This window comes from Aeromonas aquatica, from assembly GCF_000764655.1.
Taxonomy (GTDB): Bacteria; Pseudomonadota; Gammaproteobacteria; order Enterobacterales; family Aeromonadaceae; genus Aeromonas; species Aeromonas aquatica.
Genome location: NZ_JRGL01000118.1, coordinates 67,222 through 83,957, shown reverse-complemented (window position 1 = coordinate 83,957; position 16,736 = coordinate 67,222). Strand labels below are relative to the sequence as shown.

The 16,736-nt window shown below is 63.2% G+C and carries 16 protein-coding genes; 7 read left to right on the top strand and 9 right to left on the bottom strand.

Annotated features, from left to right (window positions below; genetic code table 11):
- Window positions 1–110 precede the first annotated feature (110 nt).
- The gene (locus LG30_RS0115015; protein ID WP_033131505.1) at window positions 111–746 is read right to left on the bottom strand and encodes a Vat family streptogramin A O-acetyltransferase; all 636 of its coding nucleotides are present in this window, start codon (window positions 744–746) and stop codon (window positions 111–113) included.
- A gap of 237 nt (window positions 747–983) precedes the next feature.
- On the opposite strand from LG30_RS0115015, the gene LG30_RS0115010 reads away from it, so the two are divergent.
- Window positions 984–1,562 carry a hypothetical protein gene (locus LG30_RS0115010; RefSeq protein WP_033131504.1) on the top strand — a complete coding sequence of 193 codons (579 nt, stop codon included), beginning with the start codon at window positions 984–986 and terminating at the stop codon, window positions 1,560–1,562.
- A gap of 478 nt (window positions 1,563–2,040) precedes the next feature.
- Window positions 2,041–2,931 (top strand): sensor domain-containing diguanylate cyclase, encoded by an 891-nt coding sequence (locus LG30_RS0115005; RefSeq protein WP_033131503.1) that lies wholly within the window; start codon window positions 2,041–2,043, stop codon window positions 2,929–2,931.
- Window positions 2,932–3,009: 78 nt separating this feature from the next.
- On the opposite strand, the gene LG30_RS0115000 is transcribed toward LG30_RS0115005, so the two are convergent.
- The gene (locus LG30_RS0115000; protein ID WP_033131502.1) at window positions 3,010–3,648 is read right to left on the bottom strand and encodes an exopolysaccharide biosynthesis protein; all 639 of its coding nucleotides are present in this window, start codon (window positions 3,646–3,648) and stop codon (window positions 3,010–3,012) included.
- 219 nt (window positions 3,649–3,867) lie between these two features.
- Between LG30_RS0115000 and LG30_RS0114995 the strand changes: the two genes are divergently transcribed.
- A complete protein-coding gene (locus tag LG30_RS0114995) occupies window positions 3,868–4,485 on the top strand; it encodes a porin family protein (RefSeq protein ID WP_033131501.1) in 618 nt (205 codons plus the stop codon).
- A gap of 77 nt (window positions 4,486–4,562) precedes the next feature.
- Here LG30_RS0114995 and LG30_RS0114990 read toward each other — a convergent pair whose 3' ends face one another.
- From LG30_RS0114990 to LG30_RS0114980, 3 genes are all read right to left on the bottom strand, one after another.
- Complete coding sequence (locus LG30_RS0114990; RefSeq protein ID WP_033131500.1) at window positions 4,563–5,600, bottom strand: acyltransferase; 1,038 nt, start codon at window positions 5,598–5,600, stop codon at window positions 4,563–4,565.
- Between the two features lie 199 nt (window positions 5,601–5,799).
- A complete protein-coding gene (locus LG30_RS0114985) occupies window positions 5,800–6,420 on the bottom strand; it encodes a PepSY-associated TM helix domain-containing protein (RefSeq protein ID WP_033131499.1) in 621 nt (206 codons plus the stop codon).
- A 44-nt stretch (window positions 6,421–6,464) separates the two neighbouring features.
- A complete protein-coding gene (locus tag LG30_RS0114980) occupies window positions 6,465–8,507 on the bottom strand; it encodes a TonB-dependent receptor (protein ID WP_033131498.1) in 2,043 nt (680 codons plus the stop codon).
- Between the two features lie 282 nt (window positions 8,508–8,789).
- Between LG30_RS0114980 and LG30_RS0114975 the strand changes: the two genes are divergently transcribed.
- Both LG30_RS0114975 and LG30_RS0114970 read left to right on the top strand, forming a co-directional pair.
- On the top strand, window positions 8,790–9,272 hold the full coding sequence (locus LG30_RS0114975) for a GNAT family N-acetyltransferase (protein ID WP_033131497.1): 483 nt from the start codon (window positions 8,790–8,792) through the stop codon (window positions 9,270–9,272).
- Window positions 9,273–9,730: 458 nt separating this feature from the next.
- Window positions 9,731–10,468, top strand: a complete 738-nt coding sequence (locus LG30_RS0114970) for a class I SAM-dependent methyltransferase (protein WP_033131496.1) — start codon at window positions 9,731–9,733, stop codon at window positions 10,466–10,468.
- Window positions 10,469–10,543: 75 nt separating this feature from the next.
- Here LG30_RS0114970 and LG30_RS0114965 read toward each other — a convergent pair whose 3' ends face one another.
- Entirely contained in the window at window positions 10,544–11,602 is a 1,059-nt protein-coding gene (locus tag LG30_RS0114965; protein WP_033131495.1) for a porin, read from the bottom strand.
- A gap of 216 nt (window positions 11,603–11,818) precedes the next feature.
- Between LG30_RS0114965 and glpX the strand changes: the two genes are divergently transcribed.
- Both glpX and LG30_RS0114955 read left to right on the top strand, forming a co-directional pair.
- A complete protein-coding gene (gene glpX, locus LG30_RS0114960; RefSeq protein WP_033131494.1) occupies window positions 11,819–12,829 on the top strand; it encodes a class II fructose-bisphosphatase in 1,011 nt (336 codons plus the stop codon).
- Window positions 12,830–13,307: 478 nt separating this feature from the next.
- Complete coding sequence (locus LG30_RS0114955) at window positions 13,308–13,559, top strand: zinc/iron-chelating domain-containing protein (protein WP_033131493.1); 252 nt, start codon at window positions 13,308–13,310, stop codon at window positions 13,557–13,559.
- A gap of 165 nt (window positions 13,560–13,724) precedes the next feature.
- Here the strand turns inward: LG30_RS0114955 and LG30_RS0114950 are convergent, their stop codons facing one another.
- Genes LG30_RS0114950 through LG30_RS0114940 form a run of 3 tightly spaced genes read right to left on the bottom strand, consistent with a single transcriptional unit; the run spans window position 13,725 to window position 16,706 of the window.
- On the bottom strand, window positions 13,725–14,888 hold the full coding sequence (locus tag LG30_RS0114950) for a heme biosynthesis HemY N-terminal domain-containing protein (RefSeq protein WP_033131492.1): 1,164 nt from the start codon (window positions 14,886–14,888) through the stop codon (window positions 13,725–13,727).
- 10 nt (window positions 14,889–14,898) lie between these two features.
- Window positions 14,899–15,975: a uroporphyrinogen-III C-methyltransferase gene (locus LG30_RS0114945; RefSeq protein WP_033131491.1), complete on the bottom strand. Its 1,077-nt coding sequence runs from the start codon at window positions 15,973–15,975 to the stop codon at window positions 14,899–14,901.
- On the bottom strand, window positions 15,972–16,706 hold the full coding sequence (locus LG30_RS0114940) for a uroporphyrinogen-III synthase (protein ID WP_033131490.1): 735 nt from the start codon (window positions 16,704–16,706) through the stop codon (window positions 15,972–15,974). Before LG30_RS0114940 ends, LG30_RS0114945 begins: the two co-directional genes overlap by 4 nt.
- Window positions 16,707–16,736: the final 30 nt, after the last annotated feature.

The window sequence follows — 16,736 nt, the reverse complement described above, 5'->3', positions numbered from 1 at the left end:
AATTCGCATATAACGCAATGGTCTGGGGGATTGATGTGTTCTCTCCAAGGGGCAGACCGCTGTGCTGCGATCGGATGGGGAGGCTCTCCTCGATGTCTCCAGATGGTTTGCTATAAACCCACCCTCTCCAACTCCGTAATATCCCCACCACCAATCAATTTCAAATTCCGGCTGATCTGCTCCACCGGCCAGTTCCACCAGGCGAGGGTGTTGAGGCGGGCTATGGTGTCGTCGTCGAAGCGGTAGCGGATCACCCGGGCTGGGTTGCCGCCGACGACGGCGTAGTCGGGCACGTCGCCGGTGACCACGGAGCGGGCGGCGATGATGGCGCCGTTGCCGACCTTGACGCCCGGCATGATCAGGGCGTCATAGCCTATCCAGACGTCGTTGCCGATGACGGTATCCCCCTTGTAGGGGAGGCTGCCCGGTGCGGGGGCGGTGCTCTCCCAGCCGTTGCCGAAGATAAAGAAGGGGTAGGTGGAGAAGCCGGAGCTCTGGTGGTTGGCGCCGTTCATGATGAACTTGACCCCGCGGGCGATGGCGCAGAACTTGCCGATGATGAGCTTGTCGCCGATGAAGGGGAAGTGGTAGAGGACGTTGCGCTCAAAGCCTGCCGAATCTTCCGGGTCGTCGTAGTAGCTGTAGTCACCCACCTCGATATTGGGCCCCTTGATGGTGTTCTTGATAAAGCACACCTGGGGGAAGCCATTCATGGGATGGGGATTGGTGGGGTCGGGTCCGTGCAAGGTGCTCTCCTTTCGAATCTGTTGGCACCTAACCCTAAGGGAGTTTGATGACCCTTTGCCACCCTTTTTCGGTTGTTTATCACTGGCTGGATGCCTGTGAGCCAGTCCTTGTCGCCCCCTGTGTGTTGGCGCATCGATCTTGGGCGGTTTTTTCTCTAGCATGGGCAGATGCGGGGCGCGGCTCCGTCACACGACTTTTGGCGGCGTCCGTTTATGGACTTTGGGCGGAGAGAAGAGATGAAGATGCGTTTCTTGTTGGTGTTGGGTGCCCTGGTGCTGGGCGGTTGTGCGGTCAATCCCTATGGTGGCACTCAGGCGCCGGTCTCCGAGCCTAAGCCGCCGGTGAGCCAGCCGGACAAGCCGGTGACCGAGCCCGAGGTGGTGAAACCTGCCCCCAAACCCGTGGCGCCGACCGGGCTGGCGCTGGCCATGGCGGATGCCTTCCTCAAGGCCCAGGAAGTGCAGGCGCTGGCGGGTAGCAATCCTGTGCTGCTGTTGATGCCGCCCCAGAATGGCACGGGTGAGCCGTTCAATACCCAGCCCATGGCGGTGGCCATGAGCCAGCGCATTCAGCAGCACGGTGGCTTCAGCTTCGCCGATCCCGGCCAGGTCGCGGCCATCACCGGCCAGCTCGAGTATCAGCAGGGGGGCATGAACCCGGCCTCCCTGGTGCGTCTCGGCCGCCAGACCGGGGCCGGTTACATGCTCTACGGGGATCTCGTCTCCGAGGGGAGTCGCTACCGGCTCGCCATGAGCCTGATGGATCTGAAAAGCGGCGAGCTGCTGTGGAACGGGAGCCGCACCGCCAGCCGCTGATCCCATAGTGTTGACCGCTGATAAAGCCATCGCGCCCGTCTCGATGGCTTTGTTGTTTTCAGCCCCGGCCTTCTGATGCCGAGCGGGCATTTTTGCAGCGCAATATCCTGCCTTTCTCACCACAATGCCATCTCACGCCATGTTTTAAGTACATAACGCTATCAAGAAGCGGATTTGTTGATATTAATCACTGCTTGGTGGTGATGGATTGACATAAAGTCGACGCCGAACGGAACTGACCTGCCATAAGTCACTGCCTCACCCGCGGCGTCGTTCTCCACCCCTTGTCTCGGCGGAGAGGGAGAGGGCGGCAAGGTGTCGGCAAGCTTTCCCTCTTTCCCTGTCGCTCGCCCTGATATCGGTGGCCTGTCGAACGCAGGCCCCCGTCATACGAGCGGCGGGACCGTGTGCGATACTTAACGGGTCGTGTATAACAATCAACAAAGGGTGGCTCGCCCAAGGCTCGGAAGGAACACAGATGGCTCTCTCAGTGGCACAGCTCTACGAAGTGATGACCCAGCTGCCGGATCCCGTCTTTATCCTCAGTGAGGACGGCTATTACGTGGAATACATAGGCGGGGTGGAGCAGCAATCCTATCAGGACGGCAACCCGCTGATCGGCAAGCAGTTGCTCGATATCCTGCCCGATGACAAGGCGCGCTGGGTGATGGAGCAGGTGGCGCACGCCCTGGCCACCGGCGAGGTACAGGTGGTGGAATACGATCTCTCGCCCGCCGAGGTGGAGGGGATCAACGCCGATGCGGGCCCCCAGGGGATGCAGCGCTTCGAGGGCAAGATAGCGCCGCTGCCATCCCTCTACGACGGCAAGCGGGCGGTGGCCTGGATGACCCGCAACATCACCCGTCAACACGAGTTGCAGCGCAGGCTCAAGCGACTCGGTGAGACGGATCAGCTCACCGGTCTCTACAATCGCCACTTCTTCTTCGAACACTATCACCACAGGGTGCAGGGCCAGCAGAGCACCGGCCTCATCATGCTGGATCTCGATCACTTCAAGCGGATCAACGATCGTTTCGGCCATCAGGCCGGGGATCGGGTGCTGTGCAACTTCAGCGAGTGCGTGGCCGCCCAGTTGAGGGCCGAGGACATGTTCGTGCGCAGTGGGGGCGAGGAGTTTCTGATCCTGCTGCCGGAGATAGACGAGGAGATATTGCGCAAGGTGGCGGAGCGCATCCGCGCCGCCGTGGCAGCCATGGCGCCGGATCCGGCTCCCATCACGGTGAGCCTGGGGACCACCCTGATCCGGCCTGGCGAGGAGGTCAGTGCCGTGCTGGCCCGGGCCGACGAGTGGCTCTATCGGGCCAAGCGGGGCGGGCGCAACCGGGTGGCCCACGACTCGGATCCCTGAGCGGCACGACCACATAACAAACAAGGGCGACCCTGGGGTCGCCCTTGTTGTTTGTCCTCGGCCTTGGCCAGATCCGCCTTAGCTGAACAGGGTCGAGACGTTCTGGCCCGCCATCAGCAGGCCTATGCCCAGCACGCTGAACCAGACCAGGGTGGCGGTCACCAGGGCGTAGCCACCGGCGACGAAGAGGCCGTCCCGCTGCAACATGCCGATGGCCAGCAGCAGTATGGCCCAGGCGGGCATGGCGTTGGTGAAGGGGATGGCGCCAAGCGGCAGCATCAGCAACAGGGCCGCCAGCATGATCAGCAGGCCGTTGCAGCGATTGATGACGGTGCTGCCGGTCAACAGCAGCAGGCGCGGCCGGATGAAGCGATCGATGCGAGCCAGCAGATCGGCCCCCTTGTGCAGGGTGGGCTTGAGCTGGTCGGCGGCGAAGCGGCGCTCCATCAGGATGGAGGGCAGCCAGGGCACCCGGTTGAGGGTGATGCCGACGCCGATAAACAGGATCAGCAGGCCGAACGGGGTGCTGACGCCGGGAATGGAGACCGGCAGCAGGAAGGGCACCGTGAGCAGCACGCAAAACAGCAGCATGCCCTGTTCACCCACCAGGCTGAGCATGTCCCGCAGGCTGATGTGGCTCTCCTCGATGGCATGAGCGGTGGCCCGCAGGGTGTCGGAAAGCTTGTTCTGTGGGTCGTTGAGTTGCGCGGCAACCATTCCTGAAATCCTCGTCTTGTTAATGCCAGCTCTGTGGCGCCGCTAGCTTACGGGGTCGAGGTTAATCCCAGATGAATGGTGCCTCGGTGGGAGGGGGCAATGCAGAAACAGGGCCTGTCTTAATGGGCCGATACAGCCCCTATTTAGGATCGGATGCAGAAGGCTCTGATATGCTTTTGGCGCGAGCCATGCACACATAAGCAGATCAGGGGGAAGGTCGTGATGCGAGCGGGAATGATGGTGGTGGGGTTGTTGTTGCCACTGGGCCAGGGCTGGGCGGCCCAGCCCGATGAATTGGGTTGGCAGCTGACGCCTTTCGCGGGCTACAGCTCGTCGATCGGCTTCGAGGCGATGGAGGATCCCGCCCCCGCGCCGGTGGCGACCCGGATCGACTCGCTACAGGGGGAGAGCTCGGGCAACTGGGGCTTCTTCATCAGCAAGGAGGTGGACGATCCCGGCATGATAGAGCTGCTCTACAGCCACCAGTCGACCCCGATGTCACCGGATCAGCCGGACAAGCTGACGGTGGACACCCTGCACTTCGCCGGTGCCCTGATCCTCTCTGACAACGTCATGGCGCCCTACATAGGTGCCGGGATCGGGGTGACGCGCTTCGATGCCTATGAGAGTGAAGTGGCGCCCTCCATGTCTCTGGCGCTCGGGGTGCAGCCGCGCCTGACCAAGCAGCTGGCGCTGCGCGCCGAGGTGCGTGGCTACGGCTCTCTGGTCAACGACGACAGCCAGTTCCTCTGCAACCCCGAGATCTGTGCCTTCCGGGTGCGGGGGGACCTCATCACCCAGTGGCAGGCCAATATCGGGCTGACGCTGCGGTTCTGATCTTCTGGCCCTCTCGGGGCTAAGGCCGGTATCAGATATCAAGAGGGGCCGCTATGGCCCCTCTGCCATTGGATCCATCAACGGGCGCGCAGCAGCCAGCGGCTGGCCGGGGTCATGTCCAGCAACCGGTAGCCGAGCAGCGTGCAGGCGACCAGCGCCGGCACCTTCAGCAATTCCCACCACACCAGCTTGCCCTGGGGGCCGAAGATCATCAGCCAGACCACCAGCATCATGTGCAGGCAGTAGAGGCCGAGCACCTTGGGGGCCTGACGCTCCAGCCACCTGCCCTTGCCCCAGTCGGGATTGGCCAGCAGCAGGCCGAACAGGCCGAGGGCCCAGGGCAGGGAGCCAAGCAGGAAGTCATGGCGATTGAGGGGCACCTCGGCAAAGTGCAGCAGGCCGACAGCTTCCAGCGCGTAGAGCGCCAGACCCGTCGCCATCAGCAGGGCGCTGCGTCTGGTATCCGGTCGCCATTTGCGGGCGCGCAGGTAGGCGCCGAGGGCCACGAACAAGAGCGAGAAGAAGGGGCCGTTGCGGGTCAGCAGGGCCCACTCGCCCCCCAGCAGCGGCTTGCCGTAGGAGCCGCCGAGCAGCGCCAGCAGATAGAGCAGCACGCCTGCCACCAGCGCCAGCTGGGGCAAGCCGACGCGCTGGCAGAGCGCCAGGATCAGCACCGCCAGCATCAGGGCGGGCAGGAACCAGAGGTGGATCATGCCGCCCACCCACCAGACGTTGAGGAGATCCCCCACCTGCATCTGCCACTGACCCGCCATGGCCGGCAGATAGCCCTGCTGCACCGCGGCCACCGGGTTGAAGGGCACCAGCAGATAGATGAGGCTCCACCCCAGCCAGAGCAGCAGCAGGGGGCGACAGTAGCGCAGCGCGACCTCCATGGGGTTGCCTGCGGCCAGCCTGGGTTGCAGGAAGTAGCCGGCGCACAGGAAGAACAGTGGCACCGCGAAGCGGCTCAGCTGATTGATGGTGCCCCCCAGCCACAAATAGAGAGGATCACCCCAGAGGCTGGGATCGAAGGGATTGCTGAAGGGGGAGATGTGAATGGTCATCACGGCCAGGATGGCCAGTACCCGCCCGCACTCGATGCTGGAGATGCGCATGATACCTCTTGGCGTCTGGAGTTCTGGCCGCACCCTAACAGCCGCACCTGACCCCCGCCAGCCGCGGGGAGCACAACTGTGACCCCGGCCGGCGGCCGGTTACCCTTTGTTACCTCCCCGAAAGGGACGTTACCCCCTGTGAGAGGGAGATCCCGCTTTGGTGTATGTAACGGGTCGACACCCCTGGCCAGGCCGGCGCCTAGAGCAGGGCGATCAGCAGGGTGGCGAGGGCGCCCGCCAGCAGCAGGGCGATGCCGCGCCGGGGTGGCCCGTGCAGCTTGTTCCACATCAGCAGGCTGGTGAGGGCGAGCAGCAGCAGCGCTAGGGCGGCGAGGTCGCCAAACAGCTGCCAGGGGAGGCCGGTGCCCATGCCGCGATGCAGCCGGTTGAGGCTGGCGGCGAAGTTGGCCTGCTGGCGCTCGATGCGCACCTCCAGGGTGCCGGCCACATAGCTGGCGGCGAGACTCTGGCTCAGGGTCACGGCCTTGAGCTCCCAGCGCGCGGGCAGGATGAGGGGGCCGCTCGGGGTGGGCAGGTGCTGGGGTGGGGTGACAGTGGTATGGGCCTGTTCCAGCCCCTCGGAATAATGTTGTTGCACAAGGATGGTGAGCGCGGCGGGCTCACTGAGCGGCGCCGTCAGCGTCAGCACCTCGCTGCGCTTGTCGGTATGGGGCCCGGGCAGGGGCAGCACGGCCCTGTGTTGCAGCCAGAGGCCGGTGAGGCCGTAGATCAGGAGCAGGGCCAGGGTGGCAAAGCCGGCCCAGGCGTGGATGCGGCGCACCCACTTGTTGTTATGCAGGGGGAGTTTCTTGGTTTTCATACATATCTGGCCGGCTTGCGCCGGCCAGTCTGGTCAGGAGGGGATCAGAAGCGGTAGGCCGCGGTCAGGTTCAGCTGACGGGGGCTGCCCGGCATGATCTGGGCCGCGCTGGTGGCGCTGACGTAGTACTCATGGTCGGTCAGGTTCTCCACGCTGAGCTGGGCATCCCACTGCTGCCAGCGGTAACCGGCACGGGCGTCGTAGCGGGCGTAGCCCGGCAGCACTGTGGTGTTGGCGTTGTCGGCGAAGCGATCCCCCACCGCCGTCACCCCGGTCTCCCCAAACCAGCCCTGCTGGCCGCTCTGGTAGCCGGCGAACAGCTGGCCGTTCTCGCGGGAGACGTTGCTCGGCCGCTTGCCCTGCAGATCCGCATCCGCTTTGACCTGCTCCGCATCCTGAATGGCGACGCCGCCGTGCAGGTAGACCTCGTCGGTCAGTTGGGCGCGGGCGCTCAGCTCGATGCCGTCGGTACGCTGCAGACCGGTGAGGATCACCTTGGTGGGATCCAGCGGATCCTTGCTGCGCTTGTTGTACATCTCCAACCGGTAGATGGAGAGAGTGGTGGCCAGTCGGCCGCCCAGCCAGTCACTCTTGACCCCACCCTCGTACAGCCGGGTGTGCTGAGGATCCAGGTTGTTGTTCTTGTCCCCCGGGGTGATGCCGATGAGCTCACCGCCGACCGGGGTGAAGGTCTTGCTGTAGGCGGTATAGAAGGCGTGCTCCTCGATGGGGTTCCACACCAGGCCCAGGCGCGGACTCAGGCTGGTGACCGAGAGGGTCTCCTCCTTGTTGAGATCGTTGCGGCGGCTGGTGACGGTGAACTCGTCCCGGCGCAGGCCGCCGAGCAGGTGCCAGTCACCCAGGCTGAGCTGATCCTGCACATAGAGGCCGTAGCCACGCACCTTGTGGTTGGCGTCGCTGGAGAGCTTCATGGCGCCGTTGTAGGTGGGCAGGGAGCCCGGATCGTAGAGGTTGCCCGGCGGGATCGGGGTGGCGTTCTGATACAGCTTGGGGGTGCGCTCCTGCCAGTTCTGCTCCAAGCCCACCAGCAGGCGATGGGCGACGGGGCCTGTCTGCAGCTGGCCCTCGGCCTCTGTGTTGCTGGTGAGGCTGTTAGCCTTGAGATCCTGCTGCCAGCGGGCACGGGTCACCTTGTCACCCTTGACGGCGGTGACATAGGTGTTGTCGAACTGGCTGTCGAGGCTGGTGTAACCGAGCTGCTGGCGCAACTGCCACTGATCGTTGATGTCCCAGCTGAAACGGGATCGGGTGGACTGGGCCAGATCGTCGATGAAGTCCCGGCTGGTGTCGCTGTAGACGCTCTCTATGGGGACGTCGGCGGGACGGCCATCGACCCCGGGGATGCCGCGATCCGGGGTGCGGTCGTGCTCGTTGCGCTCGTACTGCACCAGCCAGTTCAGGCTGTCGCTTATCTCCCAGTTCACGGCGGGTGCCAGCAGGGTACGCTTGCTGGTCACGTCGTCACGAAAACTCTCCTTGTCCTCCTGAGCCAGGTTGAGGCGCAGTTGCACCCGCTCCCCTGCCTCGGCGTTGAGGTCGGCGGCGAAGCGTCGGCTGTCGAAGCTGCCGACCCGGGCGCTGACGCTGGACGCCTGCCCGCGCTGGGGCGTCTTGCTGACTCTGTTGATGATGCCCCCGGTGCTGCCACGGCCGTAGAGCACGGCGGCCGGCCCCTTGAGCACCTCGACCCGCTCTATGTTGCCAAGGTCGCGGGTGTACTGCATGTCGTCGCGCAGACCGTCGAGATAGAAGTCGTTGCTGGCGTTGAAGCCGCGGATGTTGACGCTGTCGAAGCGGGTGTCACCGCTGGCGTTGACCCCGGGGATGCCGCTCAGGGCCTCGCTCAGGGTGGGTTGGCCGTAGGCGGTCAGCTCGCTGGCCGGGACGCTCTCTATGGTCTGGGGCACCAGCTTGGCCGGGGTGGCGGTGCGGGTCGCGGTGGCGACCTCTTCGTGCTGGCTGCGTTTGCCGACGACCGTCATGGTTTCGTCAGCGGCCTGGGTGCCGGCACTGAGGGCCAGCAAGGCGGCGCCCAGCAGGGCGCGCTCTGGGTTGGGGTTATGCATCTGCGTGTGACTCTTTTAATCGACCTGATGGCCTGAACTTATTGATTTATTTGTAATTATTTTTTTGCTCCCGACACGGGAGGGCGCTAATGATATTTATTTTCATTTGACTGGCAAGCGAAAGGTGTAAAAAATCCACATCTATTGCCGTTGTCGCAGTCAGATGGCGCTGACTGATGGCATTGCCCGGCAGTTGAGTCTTGGTGGTGGCCCGGGGCTGGTTTACCATCTGAACCCGGTGGCGGGCTGTCACCTCAGACTCAGGCAAAGGGAAGGCGACAGATGGAAGAGATCATCAGGGCGGATCTGAATAACCGGCAGCACGGCGAGGCGCTGGTCTGCCTGCTCAATGAATACGCGAAAGACGAGATGGGGGGCGGCTGTGCCTTGCCCGACGAGGTGCAGGCCAATCTGGCCGGGGTGCTGGCTGCCCGCGGGGATGCCCATGTTCTGCTGGCCTGGGTGGATGGCGAGCCGGCCGGGATGGCCACCTGCTTCGAGGGCTTCTCGACCTTCGCCTGCCAGCCCCTGCTCAACATCCACGACATCGCCGTGCACCCGGATTTTCGCGGTCGCGGCCTTGGCAAGCGGCTGCTGGCGGAGGTGGAGCGCCTGGCCCGCGAACTCGGTTGCTGCAAGCTGACCCTGGAGGTGCTGGAGGGCAACAAGGTGGCGCAGGCCGCCTATCGTGCCAGCGGGTTTGCGGGATACGAACTGAACCCCGAGGTGGGACGGGCCCTGTTCTGGCAGAAGAAACTGCATTGAGCCGGCCGGCAAAAACGGATCCCTCTGATTGTCATCGGGCCGACCAGCCTCTAGAGTGGCGTCCAATTTCCCCATTCTCTCAACGGCCAGCCTTGGCCGGGTGATCAAGATGACGCTTTATGCCTCGGATCAGCGAGTGACCCGAGTGAACTCCGTACAGATGCGCACGATGAAGCGTTGTCCGGAGCCTGTGGAGGCCTGAGCCTCCCCCCATTCATCGTACCCTTGCCGATCGGACCTCGTGATGAGGCCCGAGACGCGCTGGTACGAGCGAAACAAAGGCCATAGACGCGACCTCGTCTATGGCCTTTTTTGTTGGCTCGCATCCAGGATGCGGGTCCGAAACAGAGCAGAGGCCCACCCGGGTTCTCTGCTTTTTTTTTTGGCTTGTGGCCGCCAAGGTCAGGGTATGCTCAGGCATACCCGCTTTGCCGCCTGGCCAGTATGAGGAAATTTAAATGTCACAGAATATCTATGATAACCCAGGCTTTTTTGAAGGTTATGCCCAGTTGCCCCGCTCCCGGCAGGGGTTGGCGGGGGCGCCCGAATGGCCGGCGTTGCAGGCCATGCTGCCGCCGCTGGACGGCAAGCGGGTGCTGGATCTGGGCTGCGGCTATGGCTGGTTCTGCCGGGTGGCCCGGGAGCAGGGGGCGGCCGAGGTGCTCGGCATCGATCTCTCCGCCAGGATGCTGGCCCGCGCCGCCGAGCTGACCCGGGACGAGGGGATCCACTATCGGCAGGGAGATCTGAACGGACTCGAGCTGCCTGCCGGGTCGTTCGATCTGGTCTACAGCTCGCTGGCGCTGCACTACCTGCCCGAGCTGACAACCCTGTTCGAGACGGTTTACCACTCGCTGGTGGCGGGGGGCAGCTTGGTGTTCTCGGTGGAGCATCCCATCTTCACCTGCCCGCAGCCCCAGGGCTGGCTGGTGGATGGGGAGGGGCGCCGCTCCTGGCCCGTCAACGGCTATCAGGCCGAGGGCAAGCGGATCAGCAACTGGCTGGCGGAGGGGGTGATCAAGTATCACCGCACCCTGGGCACCCACCTCAATGCGTTGATCGCGGCGGGATTCGCGATCCGTCACCTGGAGGAGTGGGGACCGACTGCGGCGCAGATCGCCGCCAATCCGGCGCTGGCGGAGGAGGCCGAGCGCCCCATGCTGCTGCTGGTAGCGGTGCAAAAGCCATTGCGTTGATCTGAGAGGTAAATAGAAACGGCGCGCAGAGGGTTCTGCGCGCCGTTTTTTTATGGGGTTCAGCTTGGGGCCGACTCAGAAGTCGTAGCGAGCCGCCAGCTGGAAGTCATCCTTGGTGTTCAGCTTGCCGCTGTCCTGGCTGTCCAGGTTATTGATGCGGTATTCGCCGATGACCCTCAGGTTCTTGTTGAACTTGTACTGGGCACCCAGGGTGTAGTAGTCGATGGAGTCGTAGTCGGACTTGCCGCTCTGCTCTACCGTCTGCTTGTTCCACAGGGCCATCAGGCCGAAGCCGCTCTCGAAGTTGTAGCCGAGCGCCGCTTCCCAGCCAGTGTGATCCTTGCCGGTGGCCAGGAAGTCGGTGCCGTCGGCGTAGCTCAGGGCGGCGTAGACGGCCTTGTTGTCGTACTTGGCGGAGAGCAGCCACAGCTTGGCATCCTCTTCACCGCTCTTGTCGCGGATACCCACGTTGTAGGCCGTGCCCAGCGCCAGGTTGAACGGGAAGGTATAGGAGACGGCGGCACCGTAGGCGGCATCGCTGTCCTTGCTGGTGGTCTCCTCGGTGTCACCGCCGTCGAACTTGTAGCTGGTATCGACCTGGAAGCCGTTGAACAGGCCGGAGTATTTCAGCACCGAGCCGGCGCGGTTGGTGGCGAAGGTATCGGTCTTGGCGCCGAGGGCGTCGTTGCCGTAGCCGTCGGAGAGGGAGACGTCAGTCCAGTTGGCCAGCATGCCGGGGGCGCCTTGCTGACGGCCGAAGGTGACGTTGCCCCAGTTGGCGCCGACCCCGGCGAAGGCCAGACGGGTGCGCAAGTTGTCGGAGTTCTCGCTGACGGTCTTCTCGCTGTCGTTGATATAGAGCTGCAGTTCGTACTGGGCCAGGGCCTTGAGGCCGGGGTTGATTTCGCTCTCTACCTTGGCACCCAGACGGACAAACTGGTTGGCACCCTGTTTGTCGCTATATTCGTTTTTGATGTCACCGTTGGCATCCAGCTCCTTCTTCTCACCGAAGAATTGACCGGCATAGATGCGGCCGTAGAGATCGAGCAGGGTGCTGTCGTTTTTGTATACTTCGACGGCTTGCGCCTGGAAGGCCGCGGTGAGTGCCAATGCTACTACTGTCAGCTTTTTCATCTTAATCCCTTGTGTTACAAGCTTTGTTTTAAAAGACGGGGCCATGCTAGGCAGGGCAGATGACAGCGGGGTGACCGTGGCGTGAACAACCTATGGCGGTTTGGTGTCAGTTGGGTGACGGCGCGATTTATATGGCGATCCACCACTTTTGCGCGCAAAGGTTTGCCCTTGTGGTAGAATGCCGCCCGTTTTCGAGCACCTAAGGTTGGATATGCGATGAGACGTGAACTGGCAATCGAGTTTTCCCGAGTGACGGAAGCGGCGGCACTGGCTGGCTACAAGTGGCTCGGACGTGGTGACAAGAATATCGCCGATGGTGCGGCCGTTGCGGCCATGCGCCATATCCTCAATCAGATCCAGATCGATGGTGAGATTGTGATCGGCGAAGGCGAAATTGATGAAGCCCCCATGCTCTACATCGGTGAGAAGGTGGGGACGGGTCTGGGGGATGCGGTGGATATCGCGGTCGATCCCATAGAAGGTACCCGGATGACTGCCATGGGGCAGTCCAATGCCCTGGCCGTGCTGGCCGTCGGCGACAAGGGCTCCTTCCTCAAGGCCCCCGACATGTACATGGAAAAGCTCATCGTCGGTCCCAAGGCCAAAGGTGCCATCGACCTGAACCAGGCCCTCGAGCTGAACCTCAAGGCCGTGGCCAAGGCGCTCGGCAAGCCACTCTCCCGTCTGACCGTGATCACCCTGGCCAAACCGCGCCACGACAAGGCGATCAAAGAGATGCAGGGACTGGGCGTGCGAGTGTTCGCCATTCCCGACGGTGATGTGGCGGCGTCCATCCTCACCTGCCTGCCGGACAGCGAAGTGGACATGCTGTATGGCATCGGCGGCGCACCGGAAGGGGTCATCTCGGCGGCGGTGATCCGCGCGCTGGATGGCGACATGCAGGCACGCCTGGTGCCCCGTCATAAGGTCAAGGGCGACAGCCCGGAAGTCCGCGCCCTGGGCGAGCAGGAAATTGCTCGCTGCGAGGAGCTGGGCATCGATCTGAGCAAGGTGCTGAAGCTGGAAGATCTCGCCAAGAATGACAACGTCATCTTCTCGGCCACCGGCATCACCAAGGGTGATCTGCTGGACGGCATCACCAGCGATGGCGTCATGGCGACCACCGAGACCCTGCTGATCCGTGGCAAGTCCCGCACCATCCGTCGCATCAAGTCGATCCACTTCCTGAACCGCAAGGACACTGTGGTACGGGATATCATCCTGTAATCGGATGAGCACTGTGGTGGCAAGTCACGTACTCTCATGCCGTCGCATCAAGTCGATCCACTTCCTGAACCGCAAGGACACTGTGGTACGGGATATCATCCTGTAATCGGATGAGCACTGTGGTGGCAAGTCACGAACTCTCATGCCGCCGCATCAAGTCGATCCACTTCCTGAACCGCAAGGACACTGTGGTACGGGATATCATCCTGTAATCGGATGAGCACTGTGGTGGCAAGTCACGTACTCTCATGCCGCCACATCAAGTCGATCCACTTCCTGAACCGCAAGGACAGCGTGGTGCGCGACATCATCCTGTGATGCGCTGAGTGCTGCAACTGTCTGAAAAAGCCCGACGTTCGTCGGGCTTTTTGTTGTCTGGGTGGCGGGCCGACCTTTATTTCAGGGATGCCGGAGGATAAGGCTAAGGGGAATCACGACTCCTTGCTAGACTGGTTCGCCATGGACAGGAAAGCATCATATGGAGTGTCGTCAAGGCTGTGGTGCCTGCTGCATCGCCCCGAGCATCAGCAGCGCCATCCCCGGCATGCCGGCGGGTAAACCGGCCGGTGTCCCCTGTGTTCAGCTCGATGCCCAACTGGGCTGCAAGATCTTCGGTCAACCCGAACGCCCGGCGGTGTGCGGTGGTTTCAGCCCCATGGCGGATGTCTGCGGATCGCACCGGCAGGAGGCCATCTGGCTGATCGGTGAGCTGGAGCGGTTGACCGCCTGAGTCCGATTACGCCGCTGCGCGGCTAATCAAACCTATGCGGCTGAGGTCAGGCGCCCCCTTATTCCCGGCCCTTCTCCCGCCAGGGGAGAAGGGAGAAAAATAATTCGGATCAACACCAATAAAAGAGGCCGCAATTGCGGCCTCTTTTGCATGGAAAAATTAGTCTTAGATCCCGGCAAGCTCCAGGGCCTGGCGATAGTATTCGTTGGCCTTGTTGGTGAGCCGGCGCTTGTCCATCAGCTGACCGAGGGCGTGGCAGAGGACAGGGCTCGGTGCGCGCTGCACCTCCTGCTCCAGCAGGCGCTGGGCCTCGTCCAGCTGACCAGCCAGCAAATAGATCCGGGCCAGAGCCGCTTCGGCACCCGGCTGATCCTGCATCTTCTTGAGCAGGGTCAGCATGGGCTGATAGTCATTCAGCTTGAGCTTGGGCAACAGGCTGAACAGCTCGGGGGCCGGGTGTTTGCGGAGCGCCTCCAGCCAGAGCTCGGCCGCCTCGCTGTCGGCACCGAGCTGGCGCAGCCGATCGCCGTAGCTGGCCAGCAGGGCAGGATCCTGGCGCAGCTTGCGTGGCAGCGCCTGCCAGACCGGGCGAAGGGTCTCGAGTGCGCCGCTGGCGGTGTCGAGGCGGGCACGCCAGGCCTGATGCAGCAGATCTTCTTCCTGCTGGGGCGTCAGCTTGCCCACCTTGCGCAGGGCCGGGGCGAGATCGATCAGCGCCGCCCAGTCTTGCCGCGCCAGATAGACCTGACGCAGCTGGTCCAGCACCATGGGGTGGCGCGGATTGAGGGCGTAGACGGATTCGAGCCGACCGAGGGCGCTGTCGTACTGGCCCTGCTCAATCTGCAGCTGGGTTTGGATCAGGGTCAGCGCCAGCTCGGCCTTGGGGTTCTCCTCCTGCGCCTTTTGCAGGTATTGATCCCGGCGAGCGTCATCGCCGCGCGCCTGAGCCACCCTGGCGGCACTGAGGTAGTTGAGCAGCGGAGTGTCGCTGTTGTCGGCGCCCTTGAGCAGCAGCTTCTCGGCCTGGCTGTAATGCCCCTCGGCCATGGCCAGGGTCGCATTCACCGTCTGCTGGTTCGCCTTGCGGCGCCGGCGCGTGCCAAACCAGCCTTGGGTCTTGCGGCGCAGGCCGAACACCCGGCCGAGCAGCCACTCGAGGATGAGCAGGGCGCCGTAGAACAGTACCGCCAGGATCACGGCGCTGGTGACCGAGGACTCCACTGTGTAGTTGCCCAGGGCGATGAGCACATAGCCCTTGTTGCCGGATGCTTCGGGGCCGAACATCAGGCCAGCCACCATCACGGCGACCACTAGGATCAGACGAATCATGGTCTCCTCCTCAACTGCCGGCCAGGATGCGTTGCAGGCGCTCGGTCAGCACCTGTTCCAGCATGGCCTGGGTCTTGAACTGATCCGGATAGTCGAACTGGATCTGCTCGCTTTTGAGCTTGTCGAGCTCGGTTTGCATGTATTGGGTGGCGCTGTTGTCGACGTCGAAGTACTGGGTCAGCCAGCGTTGGGCCTTTTCCAGGCTGTCGGTGTAGAGTGCCTGCTGCTCGCGATAAACGGCGAGCTGGGCCTGCAGCAGCTTGGTCTTGAGGTTCTCGCGCAGGAAGATCTCCTGCTGCGGGGAGAGCAACGCCTCCGCCGCCCCATCGCGGCGACGGATGGTGATGAAGTTCTCGGTGAACTTGACCCAGTTCTTCTTCAGGTTGTTTTCCCACTCGTCCGGATTGGTGCTGACCGCCTGATCCGGCTCGGCCTTGGCATCGGGCATGCTGACGGTGGAGAGCGGCAGCAGCTCTATCTGATCGGACAGGGCGGCCAGCTTCAGGGTCAGCCCCTCGCGGTCGACGCGCGGCATGGCCTTGAGTTGGGCGATGTCTTCCGCCAGCGCCTTGCGAATGGGCATCAGGCTGGGATCGTTGAGCGCCTTGATCCGCTCGTCGGCGTTGCCGAGCAGGGTGATGGCGGAGATGAGGTCGTGTTCGAGCCACAGCTTGCGGCCCGCCATGCGCACCAGGTATTCGGATTCCGCCAGCATCCAGTCGTTGGGACGCTTGTCATCCAAGTCCAGCACCTTGTGCTGCAGGGCATCCAGCGCGTCCTGCAACTGTTGCTGGCTCTTGCCGAGGGTGGCGAGTTGCTCGGCATCCTTGCTGTTGCTCTGATCCAGCTTGCCCATGACCTCGGCGAGCTGTTGCTTGAGGGCGCCGATCTCCGCCTGCTGGGTGACGGCATTCTTGTGGCCGTGCAGATAGAGACCACCGGTCAGCCCCAGGGCCAGCAGGATGGCAACGCCACCGAGGACGACGCCAGCGCCGCCCTTCTTGTTGCCGACGGCCTTGTTCTCGGGCTTGTTGTTGTCGGCCGCGGGGGCCGCAGCACTCGGCTGGACTTCTTGCTGTTCAGTCATTCCATCTTCCTCAGTTCCAGGGCGGCCACCAGAGCCTGGTTGGATGCACCTTGGGCAATCACGATACGGGTAAAGCCAGCCGCCTCGGCCAGTTCGGCCACCCGGGGACTGGGCACCACCAGCAGGCGGTCATAAAGCCAGGGCTGCTGCTGGCTTGGCACCAGTTCCAGCAGCCGCTGCAGCAGTTCACCACTGGTGATGAGCAGGCTGTCGAGGCCGGCCCCCTGCCAATGGCGAGTCAATGCGTCTCCGTCGAGCGCGGGGTAGTGGCGCTCATAGGTGGCACAATAGTGCACCAGTGCGCCGCGTGAGGCCAGTGTCCGGGCGATGAGATCCCGGCCGCCGTTGCCGCGCAGGATCAGTACCCGCTTGCCCGCCATCTCTTGCAGGGTCGGCAACAGCAGCAAGCCTTCGCTGCGGGGATCCTCGGGGCTCTGGGCCCGGATCCCCACCTCGGCGAAGGCATCTGCACTGGCCTGACCGACCGCAAAGTAGTCAATATGTGGCCAGGTCTGACCAGTTTGCAACAGAAAATGATGAGCAAATTTAACGGCATGGGCGCTGACGGCAACGACGATATCCGCGGCAGACAGCAATTCGGGCAGGCGGGAGAGCTCGTCCCCCGGCCGGGTTTCCAGCAGCGGGCAGCAGAGCGGGTGGTGGCCGCACTGGCGCAGCAACTGCACCAGCTCCTCGGCCTGCTGCGCCGGGCGCACCACCAGCGGGATCATGGGATCCGGCTCGCCGGGCGCGACCCTGGC